Annotated in this window: 10 protein-coding genes; all 10 read right to left on the bottom strand. The window is 35.2% G+C overall.

Annotated features, from left to right (window positions below):
- Window positions 1-2: 2 nt before the first annotated feature.
- The 10 genes from OU989_RS23625 to OU989_RS23580 all read right to left on the bottom strand — a co-directional run bounded on the left by OU989_RS23625 (window position 3) and on the right by OU989_RS23580 (window position 19,675).
- Window positions 3-2,999, bottom strand: coding sequence for an N-6 DNA methylase (locus OU989_RS23625; protein ID WP_274797505.1), 2,997 nt, complete (start codon window positions 2,997-2,999; stop codon window positions 3-5).
- Between the two features lie 56 nt (window positions 3,000-3,055).
- Entirely contained in the window at window positions 3,056-3,943 is an 888-nt protein-coding gene (locus tag OU989_RS23620) for a hypothetical protein (RefSeq protein WP_274797504.1), read from the bottom strand.
- Window positions 3,944-4,021: 78 nt separating this feature from the next.
- Complete coding sequence (locus OU989_RS23615) at window positions 4,022-4,384, bottom strand: hypothetical protein (RefSeq protein ID WP_274797503.1); 363 nt, start codon at window positions 4,382-4,384, stop codon at window positions 4,022-4,024.
- Window positions 4,385-4,391: 7 nt separating this feature from the next.
- Window positions 4,392-4,817, bottom strand: a complete 426-nt coding sequence (locus OU989_RS23610; protein ID WP_274797502.1) for a hypothetical protein — start codon at window positions 4,815-4,817, stop codon at window positions 4,392-4,394.
- 136 nt (window positions 4,818-4,953) lie between these two features.
- Window positions 4,954-6,093, bottom strand: coding sequence for a DNA cytosine methyltransferase (locus OU989_RS23605; RefSeq protein ID WP_274797501.1), 1,140 nt, complete (start codon window positions 6,091-6,093; stop codon window positions 4,954-4,956).
- A 794-nt stretch (window positions 6,094-6,887) separates the two neighbouring features.
- On the bottom strand, window positions 6,888-7,553 hold the full coding sequence (locus OU989_RS23600; RefSeq protein WP_274797500.1) for a hypothetical protein: 666 nt from the start codon (window positions 7,551-7,553) through the stop codon (window positions 6,888-6,890).
- Between the two features lie 14 nt (window positions 7,554-7,567).
- Window positions 7,568-8,362, bottom strand: coding sequence for an ImmA/IrrE family metallo-endopeptidase (locus OU989_RS23595; RefSeq protein WP_274797499.1), 795 nt, complete (start codon window positions 8,360-8,362; stop codon window positions 7,568-7,570).
- Window positions 8,363-8,376: 14 nt separating this feature from the next.
- Window positions 8,377-8,703 (bottom strand): helix-turn-helix domain-containing protein, encoded by a 327-nt coding sequence (locus tag OU989_RS23590; protein ID WP_157804082.1) that lies wholly within the window; start codon window positions 8,701-8,703, stop codon window positions 8,377-8,379.
- Between the two features lie 283 nt (window positions 8,704-8,986).
- On the bottom strand, window positions 8,987-9,373 hold the full coding sequence (locus tag OU989_RS23585) for a YkvA family protein (protein WP_221682693.1): 387 nt from the start codon (window positions 9,371-9,373) through the stop codon (window positions 8,987-8,989).
- Between the two features lie 882 nt (window positions 9,374-10,255).
- The gene (locus tag OU989_RS23580) at window positions 10,256-19,675 is read right to left on the bottom strand and encodes a leucine-rich repeat protein (protein WP_274797498.1); all 9,420 of its coding nucleotides are present in this window, start codon (window positions 19,673-19,675) and stop codon (window positions 10,256-10,258) included.
- Between the last annotated feature and the right edge of the window lie 158 nt (window positions 19,676-19,833).

Genomic DNA, 19,833 nt, shown 5'->3' with positions numbered 1-19,833 from the left:
TATCAACAAACTAATTGTTGCCCCCATTTTATATAAGATTTCCCTTCGGAATCCTTTTCTTTAGAAAGCAGCATTTTAATTAAATCAAAATCAATACCGAATTTATCTAAGATTTCTTGCTCATCGATCGTTTCATTTTTCATGAAATTATTTAGTTTTTCCTTAGCAATAATTAACTGCAGCATATTCGACTCAATACTATTCTCAACAGTCACAAAATGAACTTCCTTTTGTTCCTTTGATGTATACCGAATAAACCTTGCAAAGAACTGGTGCATCGACGGGTAATTCCACAACATCTCAATTAGTACAATGTTGTTTACAAAATCAATGTTCATACTACTTGATAAAGATTGCTGTGTACAAATTAAAATTCCATTTTTGGACTCTTTCAGTTCTTTAATTATCGATTTCCGTCGATTCAAAGATACTTTATCTCCAGTTATCACAAAAATAGGTCTGTCAGGAAAAGCATTTTTTATGAATGAATGATAATGTTCTACCGTCTTAATATGTGTACAACCAATCACCACATATTCATCATCCCATTGATTAATCATTTCCAGCGTTCTCACGGCTTTTGAAGGTAACTGTGAAGATTTATACTCCTTGAACTCTTGAGGGTTCACACAGGCCATTAATAAGCTATTTAATTGCTGAATAATTCTTAGCATAGAGTCTTTTCTGGAATTCCCAGTTGAGTTGAATAAGTATGTTAATTTGTAAAACTCTTCAACCACAATTCTGTATAATTCCTGCTCCATTGTATTAAATTTCACTGTATTTTGAATGAGTTTATATATGTCCTTGCCTGATACCTCTTCAAAAGTACGAGTGATCATAGACTTATTAATTAAGTCATTCAAAAAAGATGCATTGTAAATGTCTTGATTTAGCTTGCCAACCCCGAAAACGGTTGCCCGCTCTGGAGAAAACGTTCGTTTGAAATGCATATGGCCCTTCTTGTAGGGTGGAAAAGCCATTCCTTTATAAGGATTCACCTTCTCATTTAAATCTCCTGTCTTACGATCTTCTATTGTAATCGTAGGACTTTGGGACAGCATATGCCTAGAATTATTATAAAGCAATTCAAAGGCCGTAAAACTCTCAGGAATGCTATTTCTCGTACTTGTAGCACTCATGAGCTGTTTAATTTTTACCCTTCTAAACACATTTAATGTAGCTTTTGCACGCTTAGATGATGGATTACTAATGGCATCCGCTTCGTCTAATAGAAGCATGACCTTTTGAGATTTCAGCTTCATAAAACGCTTAAGTTGTTTTTCATATTTTGTTAGCATACCGAATGTAAGGATTACAATTTGGCCTCTCTCTATTTTTTGAATATCACTCATCTTATGAATTCGGATATAATCGAATCCATAATTCCCTAAGATGTCATCCCAGTTGTTATTAATTGCAATAGCTGGAGCAACGATAAATACGTTATGCACCTGCTTATGCTCTAAGCGATATTTCATTTGAGCTACAGCAGAAATACTCTTACCGGCACCCGTACCCCATTGAAGATAACCATACCGCTTCATAAGCATTTTGGCAGTATCCCCTTTCTGTACCTCATTCAAGCGTATTTTCTCGCCATTAGAATAGTCATAAATAACAAGCTCATCTAACCACTCGACAATTTCTTTATGAGGCGTTACGTTGCTAAAAGGTGTCTCCTGTAGTTCATGGTTTTTTCTTTTTTTATCGAACAATTTACGGTAGGTTTGTTCAGGGAATGGATACTTCAATGTACCGAATAAAACTGGTGGAAGATTTCTAGCCTTCAGTTGTTTACGATCCTTAGCAGTGTATGCCTTATATTTTAATCCCACTTTAGTTTTAACTAGTGTTATTGGACGTGTATCATCACTTTTATGCTGTTTCTTTAATGTTTGACGTAGGTAACTTAAAACCTTATTTTCCGTCACCTTCTTTTGCTGCCATTCTATTTCATCCATACCTTTTGGCTTTTCTTGTGTGATCAATCGTTCAGCATATGCTACACAATTTGCATAATGCTTTTGAAGCTTAGGATGTCTTTTTATATCAAAGAGAAGTTTGCTCTTCTTAAATTCGTAAACAGAACTTACTTTCTGACGATTTTCCAATCCAATTTTCACTCGAACTTCTTTCAGCTGCTCTTTAACGGGTTTCATTACCTTTTCAAAGATGTCATTTGCTTCGGAATAAGGCAGAAACAAATCATGTTGATATGGACGCGCTGGCAGATGATCGCTTTTCTTTTGGAATAACATAATCTTCGTCGGATAGTTAGCAACTCCTAAGGACGAAAAAGCATCTTCTGAAACACTAACTTGGCCAATAAAATCAAACATACTATTGATCTCATTTATCATGCCTGAATCTGTAAAGTCATCAGCAAGAAAACTCATGGGTACTATTAGCCCCATAATCCCTCCAGCTTTTAATACTTCATGAGACTTCATGCAGTAATACAATTGAGATAAATACTTGTTCTCTCCAACCTTCCATTTAAGATTAAATGGTGGATTTCCTAATACAACATCAAACAGTACTTCACTCTTATATGAACGAATATCCTGGTTAGTTAATGTTGCCTTTTCATAAAGGAAACGCGCAACTTTGAATGCTTTTAAATCAATTTCATTACCATATACATTTAGCTCATTTGGCAAAAAATTAAAGAAGCTACCCATGCCAGAAGTTAAGTCAACTATAAGGTCATATTCAGACGGTCTTATGCACTCAACTAAAAATTTCGCAAGTTCAGCTGGTGTGAAAAATTGGCCATTTTCTATCTCTTTTTTAGCTTCAGAATAAGCATGATAAGAACTATAATTATTAAATTCTAAGTCATGAAGCCCACCGTCACCGGTATAAGCGTTATAAATATCTTCAGGAGTAATATTAAATTTGCTTGTTTCATTGTTATCGATTAAGTATAAGATCTTATCATTTATTGATTTTCTTTGCTCTTGCGGAATTATTTGCATATTATTTTTATATTTCATACATAAACCTCCAAAAATAAAAACGAAGAAGTATAAAGACTCCTTCGTTTTACCAATTAATATAAATATTCATTTTTAAATGCCTCAGCATTTTCATGTTCTCTAAAGACTATTTCAATTTTCCCATTCTTAAACATTTTTAAAGACTCGACATTATATATGCCAATTTCATATTTTGAGAAAATATCATAGTCCCTTGATCCTCTATTTAGCTGTTGATATATTTCTCCCAAACGGTAGATCATTTCAACAGAGCCATTCATAAAATGAGACAGGGCTAAAAATAAAGGTTTAACACGCCTGTCATCATATCGGATCGATTTACTATCATCTATAAAACCAGAATCCCAGTATACACAGTCAATGATAGAGAGTTTGTTCTTTGCTATGTGTAAATTGCTTTTATTATAGATAATGCTTCTACTGGCAGCCTTGATCTCTTCAACGGCCTTTTCTTTAAAAGATAGACCACCCAACTGTTCAAAAATCTCATCTAATATGATTGTATAGGAAATTGAATTTTCATCGTATTTTCCAACTATTTCGTTAGAAGAAAGTGAAACCTTGTGCCTTCTAGCAAAATAATGAGTAATACGACTAATAAATCCCTTGTATATCGAATCGATTCGGTTTTTTACATATTTCAAATCATCATAAGTTGATAGAAAGCTTTCCTCACGTCCACTAAAACTATCTTTCTCTCCGTATTTTTCATATAGATTGTTTAATTCTGAAAGATTCCTCTTCAAAATATCTCTTGTTTCATAAAAAATTACTTCTTGCCTTTTACAATACTCTGCTTCAATTTCACTAATTCTTTGGTCCACTTTAATATCAATGGCACTGAATTTATCGAGAAGATTAAACTGTGACATACCATTATCGATAACTTCAACAGTTTCTTCAAAATCGAAAAGGAGTAATTGTCCTGTGTTTTCTGACATTTTTATCTCTCCTATTATTGAACTTTTTTAAAATAAAAAGAGATTGTCTATTAAATAGGCAATCTCTTAAGACGAATATTAAACTCGTGATTTAAAGCGTTGATAAAAATCAGTTGGAATATATCTGTGTCCAAACGCTAAAATAATTGTGTTTTTATAGGCTGGGTATACCACTCTCATATCCTCATCACCCTTTATTTCAGGGTAAGGACTCGAAAAATGGTATGATTTAAAACCTTTTAGTCTATATTTTAAATCTTCACCGATGTTCCCATCTTTAAAAACATCTTTTATAGCCAAAACTACAGACACTATTACGTCTTTGAATTCTTTTTCATCACTAAACACTTGTGCTAAGGCGTATACATCCAAAGCTAAATGTGAAGGATCCATTTCTAATCCTTCAATTGCTGCAATTTGATTAATTGCTGCCTTCATCACGTCGCGACTAACCATCTATATCTGAGCCCCTCATTTCTTCTATGAGCTCATCTAATACATCCGTAGCCTTTGCTGCAAGTTCAGTTCCACTCGTTGGTTCCATTTCTTTTACACGCTGGCCGTAAAGATGATCCATTTTTAATTTTTCATTTTCACGTAATAAATCTTCATACTTTTCTTGTAAGGAGTTGTATTTTTCAACTAATGAAGGTATTATCTCCGGTCGATTTAATTGTGCTACAGTATCTTCTCCGGAAATAACTTCAACTGTGTAATATTGTTCAATCAAAGGTAGCCATTTCTTTGTATTTCGTAAATTAGAAATCGCAATTCTATTTCCTTTTGGAAGTTCTTCTTTCAATTCCGTTATATCAATACTAGTTTTTTTCTCCAATAGCTCTAACAATTTTTTCACCTTCTTTTCTTCTGCCATTGTGTATTCCTCCTTATCATACTACAGTGGATATTTTTGTACAAATAAATGGCTAAAAATATCCCTTTACGTATAATATGCACTCTGACAGAAAATTTAAACCATTTTCCCAATTTTCAGAAAAGAAAATTCTTCTCTAGTGTTTAGTTAAATAAAAATCAGCTATTGGCCGAATGATTGCCCTCGCTAAAAGAGGAGGTACAGCATTCCCAATTTGTTTAAATTGGCGTTCCAATAGCGTATTAACAGAACAATTCTTTTCTCCTTGAGAAAACTCATACCAGTCTGGGAATGATTGAATACGGGCTGCCTCTCTAACCGATAAACGTCGATTAGACTTACCTTCAAAGATCCACTTTGCACCATTCTCTCGTTTCATAGGGAGTCCACTCGGATGCATTGGAGCCTGCCTAGCAGAAGCTTGAATTGTAAATGATTGCTCATTCCATTTCTTCTTCCTATTTCGTGACATGTACTGACTTGAGTAGGTCCCTTCATAAAACATTCCAGGATTAGATTCTAAGTCTCCTATAGCGTCTCTTAATGTTACATAAGGTAATCCATTTTCACCATGTGTATCGCACGGAAAAACATATTCAAAAGATATGTCCATTCTGACACCAATAATTATGACTCGCTCTCTAACTTGAGCAACTCCAAAATTTCGAGCATTAACCACCTTTGTATATATTCGATAACCACAATCTTTAAAATCCTTTTCAATTTGGGCAAAAACTTCTCCCTTTTGAAGAGTAAGCATACCAGGAACATTTTCAGCTATAAAAAAGCTTGGCTGCGCCTCCTTTAATGCCCTACAACAATGTACATACAGATAATTTCTCTCATCTTTTAAATTCCTAGGACCAGCAGCACTAAACCCCGGACAAGGAAAACCAAAAGAGTATATATCCGCTTCAGGAAAAGATTGTAGATGACGAATATTAGCATTTTGAATAGTCGTTTCTGGAAAGTAGTTTGTATATGTCTCTATGGCTTCTTTAAAAAAATCTAAAGCATATACCGTCTTAAATAAACTTTTACTTCTTAAAGAAGTAAATTGTTCTTTTTCCCGAATGTCTATATTTCTTCCTAGAGCCGCTTCAATACCTGCCCATTCAAAGCCTAGTTCAAAACCTCCGCATCCGCTGAACAGAGAAACAATACTAATTTTCTTTGAATCATATGTTGGTGCTAAAGTTACTACGTCTTTCTTAGTTTGTAATTCATTCTCTACAAGTAATGAAAATACTTCTTTTACTGTTAGTTCTTCAGTCATTGCCCTAACCCTTTTCGATTGTTTTCACAAACGAAAAAGGATAAGAATAAATCGTGTGTTGAAAGTGACGAAATTTCTCAACTGGCTCTAAGTGGTCAGTTTACTCCTCACTTATTCCTTTTACATCAACAAAGCATTTCCGTGCCCCGTTGTCTCTTGCGTCAATAAGAGAAAGTAATCAACGACTACTTATAACCTGCTCTAGCAGGACTTTAAAGACAAGACTTCAGTAAGAAAATACATATAGTTCCTCCTTTAATTTTTCTCTTGAACGAAACCTCTAAAAATTGCTTGATGATTAATATCGATAAATCAAGAAGCGGTTGCTATTAGTAGAACGTTCAAGGATTGGATAGTGCAACCATCCTTTTAGTTAAATATTTGAGAACGACAAAAAACACTTTCTCAAATAAAAGTTCAGACGAGTCCCTATAAGGATCGTTAGAACACTCATTAAGAAAGTGTTTAAAAATTGCTCTACCGTTTGGCTGAGCATCATAAAAGTCGTAAATCAAATATGAAATTAATGTATCATATATGAAATTTAGCGTCAATCGCTCATTCTAAACGTCATCTACCAATTTTCATTCTAATAAACAATACATAAAGTATGTTGCTCAACAATCGCGCCCTATAATTGAATAACATTCTTTTATAAAGGAAATTTTTTTCAAGTCAATCTAAATCTTTATCATTAGGAACGATATCTACATAGTGTATAATACATAATAAAAAATCGAATAGACCTAATATCCATTCGATTTTAAACTATACTATCAAGTTTAATAAAAGCATTAGAAATTCTTTAGAGTTACTTCAGCAGGTATTCTTTCATCAAACTCAGTTAAAAACAACTTAAAAACCTCGGAATTTTTCTGTTTAAGCTCTATATGTGCAATCTGATAAAACTTTCTTACTTCACTTCTTTTCAAAATATTCCCAAAGACAACCAGCTCGCAAAAATCAAGTAATCGATGATGCTTTATATAGACTGGATCACTTTCCTCGTTTCCGTTAATAAAAATATGTAATGGTACTTCCACAATTACATCTTCTAAAGAGTAATCATTACTACAAATAATCTCCGCATTCAACATATATGCAGCTGCAAGTGATGCAATTTCCCCTGTACCCACACTGCCTTCTTTTCCTCTACGCTTGTCCACCTCAATAAGCTTTTCTTGTATTTTAGTAAGCATTAGTTGATAGTCTGAATAAGTAGTTTTAAACTCCTGCAATGGATTTAGAAGTATCCATTTTTGATCCTGACATTTATTATCTACAAACTTTTGACTAGAACTGCTTAATTCCTTATAAACTTCTTCATGGATATAAACAGATTCATATACTTTCTCCAAAACATTGATAAAATCAGCTTTATCTTTAAGCTTATCTATATAGAAAATAATATTGGCATCAACAAAACAAGAAGAGGAGATTGGTAGTGTTACTTCCTTCATCAAATCCCCTCCATCTAATCCTCTAATTCATCCCAAAGTGCGTTAATATCCTGATTTTCTATTGATTTTTCGTAATATTCTTCAGCTAAATCTGGATTTATATTGGCTAATATCTTCGCTACTTCTTGGCTCGATAATGTACCTTCTGCCTCACGAGTAATTAATTTTTCTTGAAATTGCTCAAATTCCTTACGTTTAGGTGGCATATCCAATATAGAATCATCCATTACACTTACACGTAAATTCATTAATTGTTCCTCAGTCATTTCTTCATAAGCTGAAATATCCCAAAGTCCTAATTCTTTAATGCGTCGAACAACACTCAAATAAGGTACTTTAAAAATATCTGCTAATTTAAAGATTTTCTTTTCAATTACTTGACTTTTAATAATTTCAAAATAAAGATTGAATGCATCCTTATTCATTAAAATGGTTGCAGCAAAATAATCACCGGCTCGTTCTAATACTTCATTTGATTCAATTCGAATCTCATATTTCTTTAAATCTTCGGATTCTAAAATATAATGGAACCATTCATGAGCCAAAGTGAAGTTTTGAGTTCTTGCATTATCTAGCTGATTAATAACAATTTTAGGTTGAACCTTTGGATTGATATGTTTTAAAAACATGCCATTTAACGAACGACTTTCTTCATCAAGTTTAGGTAATTTTAGGTAGATTACTTCTATCCCTTGTTGTATTACAATATCTTCCAATATATCAGCAATAATTAATGATGTTTCTTCAGAAATATACTTTAAATAATAGTCTTTAGCTAATCGTTCAACTTCTTGTAATAATTGTTCCATTAAATAACCTCCACTTACTTGAAGGTTTCGTATGCATTTAAAAGCATTGCTACCTGTTGAATTTGATGTTTGTTAGTTACAGAAAGATCTGTCCCACCACGTGGAATGACGCTATATCCAGCGAATAATTCACTATCTGATAAACCTAAAAGTGTAGCACGTGGAATATTCATTACTTCTGCAAATTTTGTTAATCGTTCTGATGTAATACGGCGATCACCTTTTAAAATTGCACGTAATAATCCTTCACTAACACCAACTAATTCAGCCATTTTTGTCTTAGATACGTTGTTTTCTTGCATCCATTGATTAATGGTCATTGCTGTATGTTTGTAATCCATATCCTTCACCTCAGTACTATTATAACATAAAACGCACAAAATGTTCATCAAAATTGAATTATTGTACGAAATTAAATTCTACACTTAGTTTGATTAAATTTATAAATCATATTCTTTTAATGAACCAATGCATTAATTTTATTTTTTATTCCTTATATTCGCTTAATAACCTAAAAGAATGTATTCAATAATAGGGCCCTATAATGAGATTGAGCGCTGATTCTTATTACAGAATCGCGCCCGTTTGTGGAATCCTTTTGGATTGACGTTCCTACTATATTGTCTAAACTAATTTATCATCTATATCTGAGGTATCTATATCATCGCCAAACCAATCTTTGAGTTTTTCTTTGGCTTGATTTTTAACATCAGTATCAATATATATTGATACTTGCCATAAAGCTGCAAGAAGTACTCCTATATCATCAGTATACCCTACTCCCAGTGCTACATCTGGAATCAAGTCGATAGGTAAAATAAAGTAGCCTAATGCACCATATATAATCGCTTTATTTTTTATAGGTACCTCTTCCTTTTGTAAGACAAAATAAAGAAGTAGTATGGCATATACTGCAGATGAACCGACTTTTTTAGAGTATTTCTTTATCTTCTTCCAAAGTCCATCTTCTGAATAATGCTTACTAAAGTTTTGAATTTTTTCTTCATCCATAGCTTTAGCTTTGCTTTTTAAGTCTTCAATTTCTTCATCACTAAGCTTTATTTCATCTACTACTTCTATTACTTCTGGTAGCTCATCTTCTTCTTTTTTCTTTCTGAATTTCTCAAACAATTTATATCCTCCTAGCCCTAAACAGATGTAGTTTTTATGAAAAAAAATAACTTGGGGTTTATGATTAATTTCATTTAGAAAAGGGGTTTTATTGGGTAAAAATATAGTTTAAATATATTACTTAACATTCTAACATAAATATTCCAAATTATTTCAAGATGTTATTCAATTTTATGGCCCGATTGTTGAACAAAAAATCATATTAATTTTAAACGGTTATTCTTTTTTATAGAACTTCAATTAATAAAAAAGCACCAATCCATGTCTAAAAGACAGTGAATCGGTGCTTCCTTCGGTTTTCATCAGTATTTACACTTTACTTTAATAAACAGAAAAAATCAAACTACCTTGTACTATACTCCAAAAAGCTATCGATTTATGTTTGAAGTAGATCCTACTCTTCCTATAGTTGTAATAGGTCCTACACTCCCTACACATTTTCCAGTTATAGGTATAGATTTAGTTGATCCGATTGTCTGTCCCTTCTTAAACGTCGTACTATTACAACTACTTGAATTACTTATATTTTCAAATTTTCCTTTGCGGAGCAAAATAAAAAGACTTCCAACAACAGTAATTAACACCATAAATTTTTTGACCATTTACATTCATCTCCTAAACAGATTCTTGATACCTCATTTTTGGACATAACTTATTTGTATAAGTATATTTAATACATCCCCCTTAGTAAGGAAGTACACCGATTATTCGAGGTACTTCCTTTTTTCTAAAGGAAGAATTGTTCTACTATTTAAGGATTGCTTAAAATAATCCTGCAAGTTCTAAGGTAATTTGTAGAACTTTGGCCATTTCCGCACGTGTTAAATTAGCATGTGGGTCAAATTTATTACCTTCTTTACCACTAAAAATCCCAAGTGTTTGCATCGTAGCAACAGCTGGTTTTGCCTCTTCTGAAATTTTATTTGCATCTTTAAAATCAAGCGTTGTGGAATCACTTTTCTCAACCTTTAAATAGTCCAGAGCTCGGTCTAGCATAAGTGCTGCTTGTTGACGTGTTAGCGGGCTATTAGGATTAAACTTCGTAGCAGTTACACCTCTGATAATGCCCGTTTCGTATAAGGCTTGTACATCTTTAGCAAACCAATCTTTCGCCTTTACATCTTTAAAGACTCCGTTTACAACATCAGATGTATCAATTCCTAAACTTCTTACTAACATTGCACTGAATTGTGCTCTAGTTAGTGACTCGTAAGGGCTGTAGTAGTCAGGAGATGTACCCTTAACAATATGTCTGCTTGCTAACTCCTCAATTGCACGTTGACTAAAGACCCCATCAATGTCCTTAAATGTAATACGTTTTGTAGAGAATTGGAATTCCCCTGTTTTAGTCACCTTAAATTGAATTTGGTTTGGTACTGCAAAAGTAAATGGAATAGCTGTATATTGTCCATTTTCGAATCGGAAGACATACGCTTTTTTCGATGTTTTTGTGATTTCAATTGGCTTCTTAAATACAGTGATTTCCTTACCATCAGCCCAAATGCGAAGTTGATAATGTTGATTAGATTTCAAGATCCATTCAACTTCCCAAAGTTTTGCATTGGTTTCTAGCGGAACTTTGATTTTAATATCTTTGTGTTTTAGTTCTATTACATCCGTTGCAGGATTTTTAATTGTCCACTTTCCATCTTTGAAATCAATAGTTTCTGCTACTGTAGTACCTCCTGGTATTTCTGGTAAAACAGTAGGAGGTTCCGGTTTAGGAATAACTACAGGCGGTTCAACGACTGGTGGTTCAATGACAGGCGGTTCAACTGGTGGGTTAGGATCAATTGGTGTTGGTGGTTCTGGGTTTACTGGCGGTTTAGAAGGATGAATAATCGTAATATCCTCACCATCAGTAGGAATCTCCTCACCTGGTAATGCTAACAATTTCAGCAATGTTGTTTTAAACTCACCTGCATATAAGTTCCCTAAGATGAAATTTTTAGCTTCTAACCTTGTCTCATCGGTTGGATTTGCTAAGAATGCCTTAACTAATACCGTTGATTGAGATACATCATATAAATATTGACTGTGATCTACACCTGTATTTTGAGCAGTCGATGTAAAATACGCATTATCTAAAGAAGCAACCAAGAAGGAACGTACAAGTGCCGTCTCTTCCCCTATTGTAGGTGCCGTAACTGTTTCAACAGAAGGTTCTTCAGTTGTTTCTTCAGGTGTAGGCACCGAAGGTTGTTCTGCAGAAGGTAATTCTTCTTCAGTTGAAGGTGTCTCTTCTACTTCACTAGGTTCTACAATTGGTTCGTCAGTAGTTGTTTCTTCTGCTTCTGGTTGTTCTAAACTTTCTTCACCCTCAACAGTCGGTGGTGTTTCTATATCTGCTTCTTTTTGTTTTACTACAAAACGTAGTAATTCAAAAGGAATATCTTTTGATAGTTCTATTGTTTGTGAAGGTTCTTCCGTTTCGAGTAATTCATAACCTTCAGGAGCTTGAGCTACAACATCGATTTTACCAAAGTCAACCTCTTCGATTGTCTCTGTATGGACAACTTCATTTTCAAGTGTTACATATTCGATTGTGTAACTTCCTTGCGTTATCTCTGTTACCTCTTTCACAGGTTTTACTATAAAAGTAATAACTGTGCCTTTTGTATCTTCCGTTAATTCAAATGTTTGTGTACCTTCAGAAACTAACTCGTACCCCTCAATAGCTTGGGCTTTGACAGTTACTGTACCAGTTGGTGCTTCTTTCGGTTGCTCTAAGATAACCTCTCCATCTTCTGTTACATACTGGACGGAATAAGATAACGTTATAACTTCATCTGAACCTAACAGTGATTCTAGTTCAGCTAATACATCATTTAAAGGTCTGTTTAAAAGTTCTGCGATTTCTTTTGCCAGACTTGGTAAATCTAAAATGTCGTTTAAGTATCCTGGGATGGCTCTTAATACAGAGGCATTAGGGAACTTAGATTTTACAGAGACTGTTGCACTTAAGTACTCCGCTTCGTATTTTGTGATGTCTCCCTCGGCCATAGATCGCTTTGATCTCTCTAAGAACGTGATTAAACGTACAATTTGTACAACATCATCCTTTGTAATGTTACCGTTTTCGGCTTCTTCAAGGATGTTTTCAATATAGTCTTTCAGCTTTTCATCTACTACATCATTGTCTGTGTAGTCGGCTAATTCTTGCGATGTAACATGGTCAGGGTCATTTAAAATTTTGTCAATTAAGTCACCCTCTTTTTGGTCAATCACATCTTGGAGCTTATCTAAACGCTCTTGTAAGTGATCTTTACCCTTCCAAGGTTTTAATTGGTCGACTAATTCTTGTGCTTTATCTTTGTAGGACTGTACTGCTAATTCTTCAGCTTTTGATACAGACTTTTCGGCTTCTCTGTAAGCTAGTAAATCATCTAAACGATCTTGCAAAGAACCCTTGATTACACTATCAGGTAAAGAGGTAATCTGGTCTTGAACGCTCCCCAGGTGATCTGTATTTAAAGTATCTTCAGCTTCTTTTAAGGTTTTTTCAATCTCATCAATTAAGCCGATGAACTCTTTAACTTTGTCTAGACGATCCTGCAGCTCATTTTTCTTACTACCGTCCTCTAAGGCATTTACTAAATCTTGAGCAATAATAAACTCGCCTTTGTCTAGAGTGGACTCCGTTTTCTCCACAGCTTTTTCAGCCTGTTCTTCAGCAGAGAGATTGTCGATGATCTTCTGTACTTCATCCAAACGGTTTTGAAGTTCGTCCTTCAATTCACCTTCAGGAAGTTTATCTACCTTAGATTGAGCATCATTTTTATCCTGCTGCGTTAATGTTTTTTCAGAGTTATCTACGGCTTCAATAGCATCGATTTTCTCTAGGACACTTTCTAATCGCTCTTGGAGCTCACCTTTTTTTACCTCATCTACAAGTCTATCAACTAAGTCTTTTGCCTGATCATAGTCTGCTCTTTTTAAAGAATCCTCTACTTTTTCAACAGCCTTTTCAGCATCAGTTTCGGAAGTTTGTTTGTCCAGCTCTTTTTGTAATTCCTCTAAACGCTCCAGCAACTCATTTTTGAATTCACTATCAGGTAGTTGGTTTACAATATCCTTTGCATTGTCTACGTCAGGTTGCAACTTAGACTCCTCAGCTTTTCCAACTGACTCAAGTGCTTCAATCTTTTCTAGAACATCATCTAGACGGCCTTGGAGTTCATCTTTCTTCGGTCCATCATCTAGTTTGTCCACTAAATCCTTAGCAGCATTGTAGTCGTCTCTATCAAGAGTTTCTTCAACCGTTTCTACCGCTTTCTCAGCACCGTTATTTTCCTTAATTTCATCTAGCTTGTTTTGAAGTTCGTCCTTCTTGTCACTTTCAGGAAGTTCCTTTATTTTATTCTGAATGTCGTCTAAATCAGTAGAATTAGTGTTTTCGGCATTTTTCAGGTCTTCTTCAATCTCGTCGATTTTATCTAGGATTTTACCTATTTCATCTAACCGATCTTGGAGCTCTTCTTTCTTAGAACCATCCTCAAGGTTGTTTACTAGATCCTTAGCTTTGTCATAATCATTTCTGTCAAGACTAATTCCAGCGTTATCTACTGCATTTTCCGCTTCCTCTTCGGCAGTCAATTTGTCTATTTTATCCTTAATAGCTTCTAAACGGTCTAAAAGTTCAACTTTCTTTGGATGATCTTTTAGAGCATCTACTTGAGCTTTTACTCCATCATAGTTGTCTTTTGATAGAGATTGTTCTAAGTTAGATACTGCTTTTTCAGCATCGATTAAACGCTGTACCTCATCAAGTCGTTCAATAAATACTTCCTTAACATCCGACTCATCTAAAGCATCTACAAGGCCCCTTGCAGTATTTACATCTTCCTGTTCTAGTGAAGTTTCAGATTTTGATACTGCGTCCTCGACAGCCTTTAAGTTTGTTACCGTATCTAAGATCGATTGCAACTCATCTTTCTTAGGGTTAGAATCATTGATTTTATTGATTGCTTCTTGTGCTGTTTGAATGTGTTCCACTGTAGGAAAATCTTTAGCATTGTCTACGGCCACTGTTGCATCAATTACTGCTTGTACTTGCTCTAGTCGGTCAAGTAAATCCTTCTTATGTGGGTTATCAGGTGATAAAACATCTACCAACTGTTGCGCTGCCTCTTTGTCAGATATAGAATAAGAGACTTCTGCAGTAGCCACCCCATCCTTAGCAGAAATTGTTTTCGATACTTCATCTAAACGTTTTTGCAGTTCATCTTTCTTATTCTCGTTTACGATAGCATCTACTAACGGTTGAGCATCTTCTATTCCCGTTTTATCAAGAGAACTTTCCACATCCTCTACAGCCTTAGTCGCATAGATGATGTTTTGTACGTCGTCTAGTCGAGAAATTAGGTTATCCTTAACCGCCCCGTTAGGTAAAGCTTCAACTAATTGTTTGGCTTTATCGTGATCAACCTGTGTTAAATTCGTTTCTGCAGTTACTACAGCTTTTGAAGCATCACCAAGGTTTTTCACCGCGTCTAAACGGTTTTGTAACTCCGATTTCTTTTCACCTGCAGGTAATAAATCAATAGCATCTTGGGCTGTAGCAATATCCTCATCAGACGATGTTAATTCTGCTTGATTCACTGCGTTTGATGCATTGATGATATCCTGAACTAAATCAAGTCGAGATTGTAATGAATCCTTCTTATCACCGTTAGGAAGTGTATCTACAAGATTTTGTGCTTTGTCCTTATCTTCTTGTACTAATGTTTCTTCAGACTTGGATACTGCCTGTTCCACCCCGATTAGGTGGATAAGAGCATCTAAACGTTTTTGTAATTGAGTCTTAACTGTATGGTCAGGTAAAGCTGCTACTTTTGTTTGCGCTTTTAGGATATCTTCTTCATTGCGTGATGACTCTGCATTTTCAACAAAAGTTGTTGCATCAATGAATTCTTGAACTATTTCTAATCTGCCAGATAATTGTTTCTCTATATGGGCGTCACCGATTACATCTACAAGCGACTGAGCTGAATCTTTATCCGCTTGTTTTAATGAAATTTCTACATCGATAACAGCCTCTAGTGCTGTCGCATAACGCTCAAGTAATGATACCCCTTCGTTAAAGGATGTTTTTCCTGTTACCCAGTCAGGTAATGCGTTGATTGCATCGTTTATATCTTGAATTGCTTTAGTTAATTCAGATGGAATAGCGATACTCTTAGCATTTTCAATACTAGTTTGGATACTTGTTAAAGCACTGATATATGTTAACCAAGTTTCATAGTCAGCAACTGTTGGAACTGTTACCTCTCCACCATTAAATGTAGAGATGTAATCCGTTACGATAGACCTTAATCGGTCAATGTTTTCAGATGATACGCCTGTTACCCCTGCCCAAGCAAAATCGTCTGTAGTAGCAGTTGTGTAGTTATCTAATAACCACTTCAACTTGATTGCTTGTACGTCTACTTCTAACGGACTTGAGATAGTTTCGTTACCCGCTGTGTCAATTGCACGTGCCTCGATTGTACTATTTTCAGTTAGAGTAATTGGAGCGGTGTACTCAGTCCAAGCGCCACCGTCAATACGATATTCCTTCTTATTCGCATCCGTTGGGAAGTCTACTGATACCGCTATTGCTTTATTGTTAGACTCATCAACTGTTACAGAAAGAGTTGGTTCTACAGGTGGTACGTTATCCAATTCAAGTGGGTTACTTGTTGTATAAAGTGTGTCAGTACCCCATACTACTTTTGTATGAAGATAGTACGTTCCATCTTCGAAAGATTCGTCTAATAACGCTGTTGCTCCCTCACTTGGAACTGCAACCCAGTCAGCACTTTGTACGTCCTTTGCATTTGCTTCTTTACTGAAAGCGTAGTAAATACCATCGCTAGGGTTACCCGCTGTAGGTGTAATTGTTAAAGAGTGAGTCTTTTTCACTTGGTCTGAGTAACCTGCTAGTGTGTAGAAGTTGTTGTAGCTGTACCCTTTATCTGTAATATACGATTCAAATATAGTGCCTTGTAACCCGTAATACTTGGCCGAAGGAGTGTTAAATGCTTCTTCGCTAATTGTTGTTGATACGTCAGCCCCTTTGAACTCTACATATGTTAGAGGGTTTACGTTAAACGCTCTAGTATCAATCTTAGTTACAGTTGATGGGATAACTAAGTTTGTGATGCTGTTTAAAGAAAATGCATCTGAACCAATAGATATTAAGCCGTCATTCAATGCAACCGTTGATAAAAGATTAGACTGAAGCGCTCTTGCTCCAATTTTTGTAACTGTGTCAGGTACAACAAAAGAAGTCAACTTATTACCATTTAAAGCATCTGCTCCGATTTGAGTGATGACTCCTTGGATATCAATAGAAGTTAATCTGTTTCCTAGGAATACCCCATCTGCGATAGAAGTGATACCCACAGGTAATACTACATTCGATAGTTTGTTGCCAGTGAATGCGTACCCTTCTAACGAAGTAAGGTTTTGTGGTAGAGTAATAGACTGCAAGTTGTTCTTATAAAACGCACTGTTACCAATATGCGTTACTGTTTCAGGAATTACAACACTGTTTAGCTTTACAGTTGATTGACCTTGTGCCAATTGTGTACTCTCACTCACAGGTTGGAATGCATTTGGTGCAATTCGTGTTACCTGTAACCCCTCGATAGTATGAGGAATTACAACGTCTACTTCAGAACCCCAATACCCCTGAATGCTGATATTGTTGTCCATTGTTGTGTAAACGAATGAAGGATCAAATGTTTGTACTGTTTTATTACCATACTCATCCTCTACATAAAGAGTATAGGCTGTACCCTCTGATACGTTGAATTCATAGTTTGCTTTTGAAGAAACATCTGTTATTGAACTAGCATTTGAAGGGTTAGTAAAGAAGTCCGTTGTTAAATTTTTACCCTTTGCATATTTTACTTTGTACTTTAAACCTTCTAGGCTATCCGCAATCAAAGGTTTGATTAATGCTGATGTCTTTTCCTCATTTACTTCATATTTTACCTTTAACCCAGGCGCAACAAGTGGAAGTGTTTTTTCTGTAACCTTTGTATAAGCACTGTCAGGTATATAAGAGAATACTGATGAAGTGTATTTTTCCTCAACTTTAAGGTGTAGGTATTTTCCTTCATCAGAAGGGTTGTAATCTAAAGTATGACTACTACCATTCAGTGTGTTATCGTAACTACTAGGCTTAGTTGGGCTTGTAGTTACACTGTATTTCACAGTAAATTCAGGTGCTATTTCTGAAGGTGCATTTTCACGTTCCACTGTTAGGTTCTTTTTATCTAGAATTATTTTTAAATCAGGATTGTACTTGTAACCTCTAGGGAAATCATAACCCTCTAAATGTTTTTTAAAATTACCATCGTTTCCTAGGTAAGTACCCCCAACAGCGAATGCTTCGTTACCAAGTTGCTCTGTACCATCGTTATCATAAACAAAGAATACTTTTTCACCTGAAAAACCTGTCTGTCCTGAAAAAGCATACATACCAATGTGTTTAACACTTCTAGGAATAAATACATAGCTAACTCCATTTAAACCAGTATCTCTTCCAGTAGCCTCAAATGCAAAGTCCCCTATACTTTCAACACCGTTAGGAATTTCTATGTGTGTTAAGGGATTCCAAGAAAATGCAGAATTTCCTATGTGAGTCACACTGCTTGGAATGTTTATGCTTGTTAGGCTGTTATTATGGAAAGCATAGCCTCCAATCTTTTTCACACTATTTGGTATTTCTACACTTATGATGTTAGAATCAGCAAAAGCACCCTTAGTAGAATTAGTTGTGTCAATACCAATCTGTACTACAGGTTTCCCATCAATTGTTGAAGGAATAACCACATCTTTTTTAGTTCCCCAATATCCCTCAAGTATCATGTTTCCACTTACTGAATCAAGTGCATAGGCAAATGAAGGGTCAAAAGTCTGTACTAGCTTGTTCCCTAAGTTGTCCTCAACGTAAAGGGTATAAGGTGTACCCTCTGATACAGTAAACTCGTAGTTCAAATTCGCTGTGATATCAACAACTTTGTTTTTATTCGCTATATTAGTAAAGAAGTCGGCTGTCAGATTTTCGCCCTTTGCAAACATAACTTTAGCTACGTCACCATTAATACTAGGTAGTATTACTGCTGAAGTTTTATTAGTGTTTACTGACCAACTAACACCTTCTATTTCTGCAGGAATCCAGTTAACTAGTGACTCGAATATAAATCCTTGACTTTTTACTGCTGTTTCAAAAGTTGTTCCGTTATACCCCTTGAAGATGACAGAAGTGTTAAGACCATATATCCCTTTCCAGTCTCCAAATGTCGCAGTAGTGCTCTTGCCTCTGTAAACAACTTCTTTTAACCCATTATTCGCTCCAAACGCCCCATCTCCTAGAGATATGATGTTTTCAGGAATCTCAACGTTTACAAGTCGGTTATTCGAGAAGGCATGGTCTTCAATAGTTGTTACACTTTTTGGGATGCTTACGCTTGTTAGTAAGTTACCCATGAAAGCCCATCGTCCAATAGAAGTTAGACCGTCTTCGAAAGTAACACTTGTTAGATTGCCACGTGAAAAGGCTTCAGTCCCCATGCTTTTTACACCTTTAGGTACAGTTAGAGTCCCTTCTAACCCACATTGAGAAAATGCGGATACCCCTACTGATTCTAAAGTAGAAGGTAATGTTAGAGTTTTACTTTCGTAGTTATTCATAAATGCATAGTCATCAATTATCTTTAGACCTTCAGTAAGATTTATTGTTTTTAAACCCGTCTCGTAGAAAGCCATTTTTCCAATCTTCTCTACGCTACTGGGTATAGTTAGGTTTGATATTTCGTTTCCTCTGAATGCTCTGATTCCAATTTCTTTTACTGTGTTTGGAATGACAATACTTGTTATACCTTTGCGTTGAAATGAGCCGTTTTCTAAATCACCCACATCTTCTCCAAGCTTAACTACAGGCATACCATTGATAGTTGATGGGAATACGACACTTTTACTTGCTCCAACGTATCCAGTGATCGTTACCTCTCCGTTATTTACTGTGTATGTGAAATCAGATACAGGGTTAGGAGTAGCCGCTTTCGCTTCCTGTACGTCTTCCGCTGTTGAGACTCCTGCTACTAAAGCTCCTGCTGCTACAGCTGAAATAAATAGTTTTTCCTTTTTACTCGTTTTCACTTTCTTCTTACTTCCTTTTTCTTTTGACAAAAATATTCAGCTCCCTCTCTTTTTCTCTTTATTGGACATTATTCAAAGGTTGAAGATAAAAAAAAGAAGCACCAAAATAAATGCACATAAGTGCACTTATTCGGTACTTCCGAATTTTGTTAATTCTGTTATGTTTTTTTGTATATTTTCCTCTACAT

Source organism: Lysinibacillus irui (genome assembly GCF_028877475.1).
Lineage (GTDB): Bacteria > Bacillota > Bacilli > Bacillales_A > Planococcaceae > Lysinibacillus > Lysinibacillus irui.
This window is presented reverse-complemented; position numbering and strand designations above follow the sequence as displayed.

Bases quoted from the DNA above. Each gene is read 5' to 3' on its own strand.
- OU989_RS23625 (WP_274797505.1), bottom strand. From the start codon at position 2,999: ATGAAATATAAAAATAATATGCAAATAATTCCGCAAGAGCAAAGAAAA.
- OU989_RS23620 (WP_274797504.1), bottom strand. From the start codon at position 3,943: ATGTCAGAAAACACAGGACAATTACTCCTTTTCGATTTTGAAGAAACT.
- OU989_RS23610 (WP_274797502.1), bottom strand. From the start codon at position 4,817: ATGGCAGAAGAAAAGAAGGTGAAAAAATTGTTAGAGCTATTGGAGAAA.
- OU989_RS23605 (WP_274797501.1), bottom strand. From the start codon at position 6,093: ATGACTGAAGAACTAACAGTAAAAGAAGTATTTTCATTACTTGTAGAG.
- OU989_RS23600 (WP_274797500.1), bottom strand. From the start codon at position 7,553: ATGAAGGAAGTAACACTACCAATCTCCTCTTCTTGTTTTGTTGATGCC.
- OU989_RS23595 (WP_274797499.1), bottom strand. From the start codon at position 8,362: ATGGAACAATTATTACAAGAAGTTGAACGATTAGCTAAAGACTATTAT.
- OU989_RS23590 (WP_157804082.1), bottom strand. From the start codon at position 8,703: ATGGATTACAAACATACAGCAATGACCATTAATCAATGGATGCAAGAA.
- OU989_RS23585 (WP_221682693.1), bottom strand. From the start codon at position 9,373: ATGGATGAAGAAAAAATTCAAAACTTTAGTAAGCATTATTCAGAAGAT.